The organism is Flavobacterium sp. (assembly GCF_035456085.1).
Lineage (GTDB): Bacteria > Bacteroidota > Bacteroidia > Flavobacteriales > Flavobacteriaceae > Flavobacterium.
Window position 1 is genome coordinate 1 of the sequence record NZ_DATIDY010000010.1, and the last position, 14,411, is coordinate 14,411.

Sequence of the window (14,411 nt, forward strand, 5' to 3'; positions counted from 1 at the left end):
CAATGCAGATGGCTTAGCAATCTACAAACCAAAAGACGGTAATTATTACAATCGATATCCAATTCTATTGTATTCTACAAATGACACTATTTTAATCAACAAAGAATACATTGGATATGCTAATGACTATTCTGAGAATAAGGAAAATGAAAATTTTAGAGGCAAAGTAGAATTTTATTTAGACCGAGCCATTTATCGTCCTGGACAAACGGTCTATTATAAAGGAATTGCCATTCAAAAAAAGAACGACAAATCGAGTATCGTTCCTAATACTTCTTTCAAAATAACCATTCAAGATCCTAATTATTCCACATTTAAAGAATTTGATGTAACGACTAATGAATTTGGTTCTTTTTCAGGTGAATTTGTTTTGCCAACAAGTGGTTTAACTGGCGATTTTAGGATTTATGCAAACAAACCCGATGTTATCTCAACTGACAAATCAAAAAACGAATATCCATTTTGGAATAATGTAAATTTAGAAAACTCCAATACTTATTTTAAAGTCGAAGAATACAAACGCCCGAAATTTGAAGTGACTTTTGAACCCAAAAAAGAAAGCTTTCAAGTCAATCAATCCGTTACTGTAAAAGGAAATGCCAAAGCATTTGCAGGTAGTTCAATTTCTGATGCCAAAGTAACCTACACAATTACTCGTTTTACTAATTTTTACAGAAATTATTATGGCAATGAACAAAGCGAAATTCTAGTTACCAGCGAAACCAAAACTGATGCTTCTGGGAAATTTACTATTGATTTTGTCGCAAAACCTTCTGCTAATGCCGATAAAAAACTATTGCCTGTTTTTAATTATCGAGTGAATGCAACTGTTACCGACATCAATGGAGAAACACATTCGGCTGAAACAATTATTAAAGTAGGTTATCATGATTTGATTTTAAACGCTCAGATACCTATACAAATTGAAACGAAAAATAAAAATGAAATCACACTCAACAGTACCAATTTGAATGGTGAATTTAAAGCCGTAAAAGGCGAAATCAAATTGTATTTTGTGAGTCCGTTTCCAAATAAATTCAAAAATAGAGTTTTTCAACAACCTGAAATCAAAACTATTTCTGATGCCGATTTTGAAAAATTATTTCCTTATGAAATAAACAATCCTGATTTTTCCAAAGAGCCTAATAAAACATTAGTCTTTTCTAGAAAAATAGATACTGAAAAAGACAAAAAAATTGTACTTGATTTTATTTCGAATTATCAATCCGGAAATTATTTTGTTGTGTTTTCTGCAAAAGACAGTTTTGACAATCCTATTGAAACTGCTTCTTTATTCTCTATCATACAAAGCAAAAACAAATTTAACCCAAATAAATTATTCACTTTTGAGCAAATCAATAAAGATCCAAAAAAAGATGGGTTTGTAACAATTCAAATTCGTTCAGTAATGGATACTTTGCATATTCATACTACTGGAAATTACAAAAACCAAACTTTTTTTGAGAAGAATATCATTTTAGAAAATCATCAAGCAACACTTAATATTCCGATCCAAAAAGAGTTCGAAAAATTGTTGAAATTTGGTTTCGAAAGTGTTTTTGAAAATCAAAATTTCAACAATCAATTAGAAGTAGAATTAAAATTTGATGAACCAAAAATGGACTTTTCAGTAGAAAGTTTCAGAAATAAAATCCAACCAGGAAGTATTGAAAATTGGTCTTTCAAACTCAATGCAATAAATACACAAAAAGAAGCTGAAATTCTAGCCTCGATGTATGACAGTTCTTTAGACCAGTTTACCATAAAAGATTGGGATGCTCTTAATTTTTATGACTTCAATAATAATGGGGTGAATTTTAGAACTGGTCTAGGGTTTGAGAAAACATATACGGATATTCGGAATTTAAATTTAGAATCATTGCCAATTAAACTTCAAAAGGAGGAAACTCAATTAAATTGGTTTGGATTTAATTTTAATAATTCAATTTATGGAGATTCTGATGCACCAATAACACAAAACGACATTAGTGTTGGAAGTGTTGCTGCTATTACGTTAAACGAAGTTACAGAAGTAGGATATGCGAAAAAGGAAAAGAAATCTCTTACTGGAGCTGTTAGTGCGTTACAAGGAAAAGTCAATGGAATTACTATTAGAGGAAATGCTTCAGCAAACGGAGCAACACCTCTGTATATTGTTGACGGAGAAATTGTGAAAGACATTCAAAATCTAAATCCTGCTGACATTCTTTCAGTCGATGTTTTAAAAGACGAAAAAGCCACCGCATTATACGGAAGCAAAGGCGCAAATGGAGTGGTAATAATTACAACCAAAAAATCATTAGAAGCTTTAACCCAAGTAAAAGCCAGAAAAAATCTCTCTGAAACTGCTTTCTTTTATCCAAATCTGAGAACAGATTCCAAAGGAAAACTAAGTCTTAATTTTACTTCTCCCGAAGCTTTGACGGCTTGGAAATTTCGTTTGTTGGCACACAATAAAAATGCCGTAACTGGTTATTTAGAAAAAAGTGTTATCACTCAAAAAGACTTGATGATTCTGCCTAATTTTCCTCGATTTTTTAGAGAAAAAGATACGATTGTGATTGCTGCCAAAATCTCAAATATGACCAATGAAGCGAAAACAGGAATTGCTCTTTTACAGTTTTTTGATGCTACAACGATGCAACCTATCGACGCCAAAATGTTGAATGCAAAAAACGTGAAAAATTTCACTATTCCTGCATTGGGAAATACAACCGCAAATTGGACAATTACTGTTCCCGAAGGCTTGCAGGGAGTTCAGTATAAAATTTTAGCAAAAGCTGGAAACTTCTCTGATGGCGAAGAAAATATACTTCCGGTTCTAACAAATAACATGCTCGTTACCGAAAGTATTCCGATTTGGGTTAGGGAAAATTCTAAAAAAGAATACACTTTTGAGAATCTGAAAAACAACAATTCAACGACTTTAAAAAATCATCTCTTTACTTTAGAATATACTTCCAATCCTTCTTGGTTAGCAATTCAGTCGCTTCCTTATTTGATGGAATACGAACACGAATGTGCCGAACAAACATTCGCTCGTTTTTATGCAAATGCTTTGGCTTCTGAGATTATTTTGAGTAATCCAAAAATTGCTACTGTTTTTGAAACCTGGAGAAAAAACGGAAAACTAAATTCTAAATTAGAAGAAAACGAAGAATTAAAATCGTTGATTCTTGCCGAAACACCTTGGTTAAACGATGCTCAAAGTGAAGATGAAAAGAAAAAAAATCTGGCCTTGCTTTTTGATTTAGTAAAAATGAAAACTTCGCAGGAAGTTACTTTTCAAAAATTAAAACAAAAACAAAAACCGTCAGGAGGTTTTCCATGGTTTGACGGAAGTGATGAAAGCGAATATATTACCAGACATATTTTAGCAGGCTTAGGACATTTGTCAAAATTGAATACAAATGATGAAACCATCAAAAAAATAGATGAAATTTCAGAAAAAGGAATTCCGTTTATTGATAGCAAATTTCTGGACTATTATAGACAAAGAACTAAAGATTTAAAGGCTACAAACAAACTAATTTGGCCAACTCCTTATTCTGATTTGCATTATTTATATACCAGAAGTTTCTATTTGAAAAATTATCCGCTTTCGGATACGCTGAAAAAAGCGACTAAATTATATCTTGAAACCGCCAAAAAAGATTGGTTGAACTATTCTTTATACGAAAAAGGATTAGCGGCGCTGACCTTAAATCGTTTTGGCGAAAAAGATACTGCCAAAAAGATTATCGAAAGCCTAAAAGAAACCGCATCCAACAACGAAGATTGGGGAATGTATTGGATTGCAAATAAATCAGGTTGGTATTGGTATCAAGCGCCAATTGAAACACAAGCTTTATTAATTGAGGCTTTCGCCGAAATCAATAACGATACTAAATCTGTCGATGCAATGAAAGTTTGGTTATTCAAAAACAAGCAAACCAAAAACTGGCCAACAACCAAATCAACTACCGAAGCTGTGTACGCTTTACTGATTCAAGGCAATGATTGGTTAAGTGTAAAAGACAACACTATCATCAAAATCGGAGACACAAAAATCCTGACTAAAAAACTTTCTGAAAACGAAAAAGAAGCCGAGACCGGTTATATTAAACTCAACTGGAAAGCCGACGAAATCAGAAAAGAAATGGCAACAATTGTCGTAGAAAACAAATCGAAAGTTCCTGGATTCGGTGGAGTTTATTGGCAATATTTTGAGGATTTAGATAAGATAAAAAGTAATTCAAACACTAACTTATCGGTTTCAAAAGAATTGTACATCAAAAAAAGCACACTGAAAGGAGATCAATTACAAAAAATAACCACTAAAAACAGTTTAAAAATTGGAGATTTAGTGACTGTCAGACTGATTATTTCCGCCAAAGAAGACATGGAATTTGTACATTTAAAGGATATGCGAGCTTCTTGTTTTGAACCTATAGATGTTCTTTCTTCTTATCAATATAAAGGAGGTCTTGGATTTTATAAAAGTACTAAAGATGCAGCAACTCATTTCTTTTTTGACCAAATAAACAAAGGAACTTATGTGCTGGAATATGATATTCGCGTCAATAACACCGGGAATTTCTCTAACGGAATCACCACTATTGAGAGTATGTATGCTCCGGAATATAGTAGTCACACTAAAGGAATACGGGTGAGGATTGAGTAAAAATTAAACAAAAAAATTAAATGCTTTAAAAAATATTAGCATTAACCCGTTGGGTGAAACTGTCGCTCGGGTCAAATTTGAACAAAAAACAAACCACATAGATGCATAGATTTAATAGTAAATCATTAAGAAGAGTAGAAATAGGCCTATTTTTCACATAGATAGACTATGTGATAAGTGAGACGACTATCAAATTCTTTTTGAGAACTATAGATTCTATGTTTCTATGTGGTTAAAAATAATTTTACCCAACGGGTTAGTATTAGGAAGATCATAAGAAGATTAAATCCGACAGGTTTACTAACATATTGAAAGGATTTTAATCGCACTGTTTTGTCATTCCGTAGGAATCTCACGTTGGTTACTCACGTTTTGAGATTCCTACAGAATGACAAGATTGTGCCAAAGACATAATATGGATTTCACAGACTATTTCACAGAGAAAAACAGAAATGCACATTTTTTTTCATTCTAAATTCTTTGCGAATCTCAGCGCTGCCTCCGTGAATCTCCGCCAAATAATTAATCATAAAAATAATACTAAAGACACATTCCCATAATATTACGGTCTTACTTTCGTAAAAACTTTTTATGAAAAGAAAAAGAAAAATTCCGCTGGTAGTTATAAGCGATGTTCATTTAGGTACTTATGGCTGTCACGCCAAAGAATTATTACAATACTTAAAGTCAATAAACCCTCAAACATTGGTTTTAAATGGCGATTTCGTTGATATCTGGAGCTTTACCAAAAGTTACTTTCCTGCATCACACATGAATGTCTTGAGGCAGATTATCAAAATGTCAAATCTAGGCACTCGGGTAATCTACATTACAGGAAATCATGATGAAGCTCTGCGAAAATACTCCGATTTTATTTTAGGAAATTTTGAATTGGTTGATAAACTCGTTTTGGATTTGGATGGCAAAAAAACATGGATTTTTCATGGTGATGTTTTCGATTCTTCCACTCAAGGCTATGCCAAAATACTAGCCAAACTTGGCGGAAAGGGTTATGATTTGTTAATTCTTATTAATAGTTTAATCAATTGGTTTTTGGTTTTGTTAGGAAAAGAGAAACGAAGTTTTTCCAAAATGATAAAAGACAGTGTCAAAAAAGCCGTTTCTTTTGTTTCCAATTTTGAAACCACGGCGGCCGAAATTGCTATACAAAAAAAATATAGTTATGTTGTTTGCGGGCACATTCACAAACCACAAATGAAACAAATAGCCAATGAACATGGAAACGTAATGTACCTTAATAGTGGTGATTGGATAGAAAATCTTACTGCATTAGAATATAAAAAGCAAAAATGGAGTCTTTATCATTACAAAAGAGAACACTACTCAGACTCAGAAACTTTTGAAGAAAAAGCCGAAAGAGATATTGTAAACAAAATTCTCTCCTAAAATTTTAAAATATACAGAAATGAAAATATTTTATGCAATTCAAGCTACAGGTAACGGACACATTAGCAGAGCCACACAATTATATCCTTATCTACAAAAATATGGCGAAGTTGATTTTTTTCTTAGTGGGAACAATGCAACACTCGACATCAATTTACCTATAAAATTCAGAAGCGCTGGTTGTAGCCTTCATTACAGCAAATGTGGCGGATTGAATTACTGGGATATCGCTAAAAATATCAAACCAAGACAAATATATAAAGATGCTGGAATTTTGCCATTAAAAAACTACGATATCGTCATCAACGATTTTGATTCTATTACATCGTTGGCTTGTAAAATGCAAAAAGTAAAATCGGTGCAATTTGGACATCAGGCAAGCTTCATTTCACCTAACACGCCAAGACCCGAGAAGAAAAGCGTCATGGGAGAAATGATTCTAAAACATTATGCGCCTTCACCAAAAAATATCGGCTTACATTTTGATAAATATGATGATTTCATTTACCCTCCAATTATCAAAGATGAAATCGTAAATGTTGAACCAAAAAACAAAGGTCATATCACTGTTTATCTGCCTTCGTTCCAACAAGATTGTTTAGAGAGAGCTTTCAACAAACTCCCAAACATTCAATTTCATTGGTTTTTGAACGGAATTAAAACCAAACGTACCGACAAAAACATTACCTATTATCCAGTCAACCAAGAGTATTTCAATAAAAGCCTTATTAACTGTGAAGGAATCATCACAGGCGGTGGATTTGAAACTCCTTCAGAAGCTTTATATCTTGGCAAAAAAATATTGAGCATTCCTATTCGTCAGCATTATGAACAGGAATGCAATGCTGCTGCTCTCAAAAAACTAGGGGTTCCAGTACTTTATGATGTTGGCGATGATTTTGATTTAAAAATTGAGAATTGGCTAAATGCTCGGGTAAAATATCCAATTATGAAAGCCAATAATATTCCTGAAACTTTGGAATTCCTTTTTGATACGTATAATGATTAAGAAATGAAAAATACAAAACCCGATAAATCTTAAAAGATTTACCGGGTTTTTGTTTGAAATGCATTGTGCAGTAGAGATGCACTGCAGTGCATCTCTACGGTGCATCTCTACGGTGCATCTCTAAGGCGCAAATACAATATATATTATTTTATAATCGTCATTTCGTCAATAATATTTTTTGCTCCTGCGTATTTGTCGATAATCCAAAGTACATAACGAATATCAACGTTAATTGTTCTTTGCAATTTTGGATCAAAAATAACATCACCTGCCATAGCTTCGATGTTTCCGTCAAATGCAATACCTATTAATTCCCCTTTTCCGTTAAGCACTGGTGAACCAGAATTTCCTCCAGTAATATCATTATCTGTCAAAAAGTTAATTGGCATATATCCTGCTTTATCAGCATATTGACCAAAATCTTTTGCCTTATTCAATTCTAATAATCTCGCCGGTAAATCAAATTCCTGATCTCCTGCTTTGTACTTTTTCACCATACTGGTCATTGTAGTATAGTTATTGATTTTGGCATCATTACGTTTGTCTGCAGGTAAAGCACGAACTTTTCCATAAGTCAATCTCAATGTAGAGTTGGCGTCTGGATATTTAATTGCATTTAATTTAGACTCTCTTAACCCTTCAACTAACTCACGGAAAGCGATAGCAAAATTGTCATCAGCTACAGTTTCTTGTGTAGATTTTGCTCTGTATTTTGTCAACAAATCATTAGAGATAATATACAAAGGATCCGTTGCAATCACTTCTGGTTTTGGATCTTTCATGAAAGCCGCTAAAGTTTCTTTGGAAGCAAAAATACTTTTAGCAATTGCTGCATCCACATCTGTTGAAAAATTACCATTGTTAGTTGCTTTCATTTTAGCTACTTCTGGTGCTAAACCATATTCAGCTCCTTTTGCAGCGTATAAATTTAATTGTGCAGTAAGGATATCTTTTTCAGCTGGTGCATAAAAATTACCATAAACATTTTCAATTGCAGCAGTAATTTTAGGAAGCATTTCATCTCTCTTAGCCTCGTTTTCTTTATAATAAGCAATCAATGCATTTCCGATATTTGATGGCGCAACTCCATAAGCAGAGGTACGTAACAACTGTGATAAATAATTATCATGACGCGCTTTCAAATTCGTTTCTGCATAATATTTATTAATCGTGGCAATTACATTTCCGTATTTTGCTTTGTTTTCAGGTTTATTTGCCCAAGCATTGAATTTTGCTTCCTGAGCTGCTTTAATTTTTGCAGTTCCAGCTTTTGTTAAAGCATCAATCATACCTTGACGGTTTTTCCAGTAATTAGCCGTAGAAGCATATTTAGAAGCATATTGTAAACGCACAGTTGCGTCTTTATCCATATACTTTTTCATTTGGTCCATTCCGGTTTTGGCACCTTCAACCCAAGCAGGATAAGCAAATTTCACGTTTTGCTCGATTCCACCAGCAGGCATCCAACGGTTTGTTCTTCCAGGATATCCCAAAATCATCGCAAAATCATTTTCCTTAACTCCTTTAATGCTGATTGGCAAATAATGCTTTGGTTGCAAAGGCACATTCTCTTTAGAATAAGTTGCAGGATTTCCATCTTTATCAGCATACACTCTAAACATTGAGAAATCCCCAGTTTGACGAGGCCATTCCCAATTATCAGTATCGCCACCAAATTTACCAACACTTTCAGGAGGTGTTCCCACTAAACGAACATCGGTGTAATCTTGGTAAACAAAATAATAATATTCATTTCCTTGAAAAAAAGGACGAACAGAAACCGTATATTTTCCGCCTTCGCTATTTTCCTTCTCAATCAAATTAATTTCTTGCTGAATCACTTTGTTTCTTTCCGTTTCGGTCATTTTATCATTTACTTTAGATAAAATTCTTTTAGAAACATCGTCCATACGAACAAAGAAACGAACATATAACGATTTTGGTTTCAATTCTTCCGAACGGCTTTTGGCCCAAAAACCATCTTTCAAATGATTTTGTTCTGCTGTTGAAAGCTCAGCAATGGCGCTATAACCACAATGGTGATTGGTCAAAACCAAACCATCTTTTGAAACTATTTCAGCCGTACAACCTCCATTAAATTGCACAACAGCGTCTTTAAGACTATGATGATTAATACTATAAATTTCTTCGGCTGTCAATTGCAAGCCCATTTTTTCCATATCTCTATGGTTCAATCTTTCGATAAACATCAAAAACCACATCCCCTCATCAGCTCTCACCGGAAAAGCCATTAAGCACATGGTCAAGAATAAAATTATTTTTTTCATGTTAATTTAATTAAGTACTGCGAATATACTTCATTTTCATAATTACACAATTCCAAAAGCCTTAAAAATTAAATATATATAAGAGTTTTTGGTCTTTTTTTAAGAATTTAATATTATTGACAATATGTAAACTAAAAATTAATTACTATTTTTTTTAGAAGCGGAAGAAAAGGCATTTTCAGGAAATATGGGTTCCTGCTCTACGTTACAATCTTGTTGCCCGAACCCCGGTCAACAAGGATTTTCACTACGATCAGGGCTAGCTAGGAAAGATTTTGCATTTTTGGAAAGCCTTTTTTCCAGTTAACTTTCTGATACTACAAGAATAAACAAAAAAGGTGCTCTATTGCTAGAACACCTTTCTCTATAAAAATAATATCTTTTATTCATTAAGCATTTTCCAAAGCTTGTCTTTCAATTCCGTTAAACCTTGTTGGGCAACCGATGAAATAAATAAATAAGGAATACCTTTGAATTCTTTGTCTAATTGTGTTTTTAATTCTGCTTTCAGTTCATCATCCAGCATATCGATTTTTGAAATCACCAGCAACCTTTCCTTATCTAGCATCTCTGGATTATACTTGGTCAATTCGTTCACCAAAATATCGTACTCTTGCTTGATGTTTGGAGTATCCACAGGAACCAAAAACAACAAAGTCGAATTACGTTCAATGTGACGTAAAAAATAATGTCCAAGACCTTTTCCTTCGGCAGCACCTTCAATAATTCCAGGAATATCAGCAATTACGAAAGATTGAAAATCTCTGTAAGCCACAATTCCAAGATTTGGTTTTAAAGTCGTAAACGGATAATCCGCAATTTTTGGTTTCGCAGATGTCAAAACAGATAATAAAGTCGATTTTCCAGCATTTGGAAAACCTACTAAACCTACATCAGCAAGAACTTTAAGTTCCAGAATCACATCCATTTCTGCACCAGGTAAACCCGGTTGAGAATAACGTGGCGTTTGATTGGTTGAACTTCTAAAGTGCCAGTTTCCTAAACCTCCTTTTCCTCCTTTACAAAGAATTCGTTTTTCCCCATCTTCAGTGATTTCGAATAAAACTTCGCCTGTTTCTTTATCTTTTACCACAGTTCCCAATGGAACTTCGATGTATTGATCTTCACCATCAGCTCCGGTACTTCTATCTCCACCACCATCACCTCCGTGACCAGCTTTGATATGACGAGCAAATTTTAAGTGAAATAAAGTCCAAAGTCCTTTATTTCCCACCAAATAAACATGTCCGCCACGACCACCATCTCCACCATCTGGACCTCCATATTGGATGAATTTTTCTCTATGCAAATGCGTAGATCCCTTTCCTCCTTTTCCGGAAGAAACATATATTTTTACGTAATCTACAAAATTTCCCTCTGTCATTTTCTTTTGTTTAAAGCTTAAAGCATCTTAAAAGTTTAAAATTGTTTAAAAATTTAAAATTGTTTAAAGTTAGTTGAAAACCAGCTAATCCATAAACCTTTAAACTCTTAGACCTTTAAACCCTTAAACTTTTAAACCATTTTTTTTAATCTTTTAAGGCTTTCACCAATACTTTATCAATCTTCACGCCATCCATATCGATGACTTCTAACACAAATTTTTGCCAAATCAACTTTTCTCCTTCTTTTGGGATATGTGATAATTCAGTCATTATTAATCCGCTTACTGTAGTTACTTCGTAATCGTTTATCAAATCATCCAATTCAAAATAAGTAAGGAAATCATGCAATGAATAATGCCCATCGACCATCCAAGTTCCGTCCTCTCTTTCAATTAGTTTAAAATCATCTTTATAGAAATCGGAAGCATCACCAACAAGTGCTTCCAAAATATCGTTCAACGTAATTATTCCTTGAAAAACGCCATATTCATCGGAAACCAAAGCATAATGGATTCCCGTTCTCTTGAATTGTTCCAAAGCTTTATAAGCAGTGGTTTGTTCCATCATGAATGGGGCTTCGGTAAGAATTTCGTTTAAATTGAAATTCTCATTATCAACATTTGCAAAAATGTTTTTTAAGTTGACGATTCCCACAATATCATCGTGATTTTCCCCATAAACAGGATAAATTGAATGCAATTCTTTGAGCATAAATTCTTTTACTTTGCTTTTATCAGCATGCAAAGGCAAAAGTACCACTGACTTTCTATGCGTCATTAACGAATTGATTTTTCTATCACCGATATGAAAAACACGTTCTACTATATCTTGTTCAATTTCCTGAACTTCGCCGCCTTCGGTTCCTTCTTTGATGATGGCTTTTATCTCTTCCTCGGTTACTTTTCCGTCTGCGGTAGGTCTTATGTGTAAAACATCTAACAGAAAATCAGTTGAAGTGGTCAATAACCAAATAAACGGAGCTGTAATTATCGAAACCACTTTCATTGGTACTGCAACTGCTTTGGCAATACTTTCTGGATAATTTAATCCAATTCTTTTAGGAAGTAATTCGCCTAATACTAATGAAAAAAATGTCAGCACCACAACCACAATCCCAACAGCGATGGAATGTGCATAAGGAACCAATGCTTGGAAACCTTTTACAAATGCTTCTACATCGGCAGTGATTTTGTCACCACTAAAAATACCTGTAAGAATACCAATAAGAGTAATTCCTATTTGTACCGTTGACAAGAATTTATTGGGTGAATTGGCTAAATCTAAGGCCGTTTGGGCACTTTTGTTCCCTTTTTTTGCTGCGGTTTCCAATCTGTTTTTTCTGGCCGAAATCAATGCGATTTCAGACATAGAGAAAACCCCGTTTAAGAGTATTAGAAAAAATATGATTACTATTTCCAATGTTTAGATGATTCGTTTATAACTTGAACTGTGTCGATTCCTGTATTCCTAGCCCAGATGGAAGTGAAAAGCTCATGGCTATAAAAAACTAATTTTTCTTGTCATAAAAGAGCGACCAAAGGAAGCTCCTTTTATGACATAGAAAAATAGTTATTTTATGGCTGTGACTTGTAACGTACAGCTGGAGATTGCTCCTATAAAGTATCGATAATTGCAGTAAGTCTCTCTGTAATTTCCTGAATAGTTCCTATTCCGTTTACTGCATGAAACTTATTTTGATCTTTGTAATACCCTATAAGTGGAGCGGTTTTTTCATTATATTCTTGGTAACGATTTCTGATTTTTTCTTCGTCTTGATCGTCTACTCTTCCGCTTGTTTTTCCTCTTTCAAGGAGTCTTGCAACTAAAATATTATCATCTGCTTCAAGAGCGATAGTTGCAGTTACGCTTGAACCAATTGTTGGTAAAAATGCGTCTAATGCTTGCGCCTGAGAAATGGTTCTTGGGTATCCGTCGAATAGAATTCCGTTTGAATCCAAGTGTTTGTTTACCTCATCAATAAGCATTTTAGTTGTTAATTCGTCTGGAACTAAATCTCCAGCGTCCATATATACTCTCGCTTCTTTACCTAATGGAGTGTCGTTTTTTAGATTGTAACGAAAAACGTCTCCTGTTGAAATGTGTGCTAATTTGTATTTTTCTTTTAAGAATTCTGCCTGAGTACCTTTTCCTGCTCCTGGCTTTCCAAATAAAACGATATTGATCATTCCTTTTTTATAATTGATTTTTACTAGTTTTTATTCTTCTTTTAATTGATACACTTCTGGTAAATTGCGTCCTAATCCATCGTAATCTAAACCATAACCAACGATGAATTTGTTTGGAATTCGAATTCCGACATAATCAATTTTTAAATCTTTTTTGAAAGCGTCTGGTTTGAAGAAAAGAGTTGCGATTTTAAAATGTTTTACATTTTGGCTTTTAAATAATCTTTTCAGCTCTTCTAATGTGTTTCCTGTATCGATAATATCTTCTAAAACAATCACGGTGCGTCCCGTTAAATCTTGGTTTAAACCAATTAATTGTTTAACTGAATCTGTAGAAGATGTTCCTTCATAAGAAGCTAATTTGATAAAAGAAACTTCACATGGTTTTTTGTATAATTTCAAAAAATCGGAAACCACCATGAAAGAACCATTTAGAACTCCAATAAAAATTGGTGTTTCATCAAAAAAATCATCTTGTATCTGAGCTACCATTTTTTCGATAGCAAAGTTTATCTCTTTGGCTGAAATAAACGGAACAAATTGTTTATCGTGAAGTTGTATCATTATTTTTACTTTTGAAATAATGCGCAAAGATACAGAATTACAAACAAACTGTCAGTATCAAATTAAATAGTAGCGGGTACTTTTTTTGGATTGTTAAATATGGTGTTATATTCATAAATCAATTCTTTTTAAATATTTTATAATTTGTTAAATTGTTGCTCCTTTTATTGTTGTAATTTTTCGGATTTTTATGCGTATAACAATTTGAATCAACGGATTATGATCCAAAAAAAATATTATTTCCTCTGTTTTCTAGTGTTGTGTTATTTTAACACTCAGGCGCAAAATAAAAAAAGTGACACTATTGATTCGCTTAAAACTGAAAATCTCGAGGAAGTTTTAATCAGTCCGTTGCATATTAATAAGAATTTGCAAGATGCACCAGCTTCCATTAGTGTTTTATCCAAAAAAGATTTACTGCAAAATAATATGACGGATATTAGTACTGTGATCAATACGATTCCGGGTGTTTTTATGCAGTCATCGAATTTTACAACCACCCGAATTTCTATTCGAGGAATTGGCGCAAGAACTCCGTATGGAACTAATAAAATCAGAGCTTTTTATGGCAATATTCCGCTGACTTCCGGAAATAGTGAAACGGTTATTGACGATATTGATCTTGAAAATCTGAACCAAATTGAGATTATAAAAGGTCCGCTTTCGAGTGTTTATGGAGCTGGATTGGGTGGCGCGATTTTGATTTCACCCCAACTCCCTAAAAAAATTGGACAAAGTGCCGGAATAAGTACTGTTGCTGGTTCTTATGGCTTATTAAAAAATAGCTTGAATTATAGTTTAAATGAAAAACAAGGAAGCTTGAATTTAAGTTACCATAAACTTAAAACTGACGGTTGGAGAGAAAATAGCGCTTATAATCGGGAAGGAATTACTTTGGCTGGCGAATTG

Annotated in this window: 9 protein-coding genes; 4 read left to right on the top strand and 5 right to left on the bottom strand. The window is 33.6% G+C overall.

Translation table 11 applies throughout. The annotated features are described in order from the left end of the window. The 3 genes from VLC96_RS00680 to VLC96_RS00690 all read left to right on the top strand — a co-directional run. Positions 1-4,663, top strand: a 4,663-nt coding sequence (locus VLC96_RS00680; protein WP_325260058.1) for an alpha-2-macroglobulin family protein, incomplete at its 5' end; no start/stop codon positions are given. Positions 4,664-5,254: 591 nt separating this feature from the next. Beyond that, positions 5,255-6,070 (top strand): UDP-2,3-diacylglucosamine diphosphatase, encoded by an 816-nt coding sequence (locus VLC96_RS00685; RefSeq protein WP_325260060.1) that lies wholly within the window; start codon positions 5,255-5,257, stop codon positions 6,068-6,070. A gap of 19 nt (positions 6,071-6,089) precedes the next feature. Continuing rightward, positions 6,090-7,079: a glycosyltransferase family protein gene (locus VLC96_RS00690; RefSeq protein ID WP_325260062.1), complete on the top strand. Its 990-nt coding sequence runs from the start codon at positions 6,090-6,092 to the stop codon at positions 7,077-7,079. A 143-nt stretch (positions 7,080-7,222) separates the two neighbouring features. On the opposite strand, the gene VLC96_RS00695 is transcribed toward VLC96_RS00690, so the two are convergent. The 5 genes from VLC96_RS00695 to hpt all read right to left on the bottom strand — a co-directional run bounded on the left by VLC96_RS00695 (position 7,223) and on the right by hpt (position 13,502). Next, positions 7,223-9,367, bottom strand: coding sequence for a S46 family peptidase (locus tag VLC96_RS00695; protein ID WP_325260064.1), 2,145 nt, complete (start codon positions 9,365-9,367; stop codon positions 7,223-7,225). 382 nt (positions 9,368-9,749) lie between these two features. Next, positions 9,750-10,751 (bottom strand): GTPase ObgE, encoded by a 1,002-nt coding sequence (gene obgE, locus VLC96_RS00700; protein WP_325260066.1) that lies wholly within the window; start codon positions 10,749-10,751, stop codon positions 9,750-9,752. Between the two features lie 145 nt (positions 10,752-10,896). After that, on the bottom strand, positions 10,897-12,120 hold the full coding sequence (locus tag VLC96_RS00705; protein ID WP_414655555.1) for a hemolysin family protein: 1,224 nt from the start codon (positions 12,118-12,120) through the stop codon (positions 10,897-10,899). 245 nt (positions 12,121-12,365) lie between these two features. Next, positions 12,366-12,938: an adenylate kinase gene (locus VLC96_RS00710; RefSeq protein WP_325260070.1), complete on the bottom strand. Its 573-nt coding sequence runs from the start codon at positions 12,936-12,938 to the stop codon at positions 12,366-12,368. Between the two features lie 30 nt (positions 12,939-12,968). Further along, complete coding sequence (hpt, locus tag VLC96_RS00715; RefSeq protein ID WP_325260071.1) at positions 12,969-13,502, bottom strand: hypoxanthine phosphoribosyltransferase; 534 nt, start codon at positions 13,500-13,502, stop codon at positions 12,969-12,971. 219 nt (positions 13,503-13,721) lie between these two features. On the opposite strand from hpt, the gene VLC96_RS00720 reads away from it, so the two are divergent. Beyond that, the coding region (locus VLC96_RS00720; protein WP_325260072.1) for a TonB-dependent receptor plug domain-containing protein at positions 13,722-14,411 on the top strand (690 nt) is incomplete at its 3' end.

What these genes read in the sequence shown, in the direction of transcription:
- obgE (WP_325260066.1), bottom strand. Translation starts at nt 10,751, where the DNA reads ATGACAGAGGGAAATTTTGTAGATTACGTAAAAATATATGTTTCTTCC.
- VLC96_RS00690 (WP_325260062.1), top strand. Translation starts at nt 6,090, where the DNA reads ATGAAAATATTTTATGCAATTCAAGCTACAGGTAACGGACACATTAGC.
- VLC96_RS00710 (WP_325260070.1), bottom strand. Translation starts at nt 12,938, where the DNA reads ATGATCAATATCGTTTTATTTGGAAAGCCAGGAGCAGGAAAAGGTACT.
- VLC96_RS00695 (WP_325260064.1), bottom strand. Translation starts at nt 9,367, where the DNA reads ATGAAAAAAATAATTTTATTCTTGACCATGTGCTTAATGGCTTTTCCG.
- VLC96_RS00705 (WP_414655555.1), bottom strand. Translation starts at nt 12,120, where the DNA reads ATGTCTGAAATCGCATTGATTTCGGCCAGAAAAAACAGATTGGAAACC.
- VLC96_RS00685 (WP_325260060.1), top strand. Translation starts at nt 5,255, where the DNA reads ATGAAAAGAAAAAGAAAAATTCCGCTGGTAGTTATAAGCGATGTTCAT.
- hpt (WP_325260071.1), bottom strand. Translation starts at nt 13,502, where the DNA reads ATGATACAACTTCACGATAAACAATTTGTTCCGTTTATTTCAGCCAAA.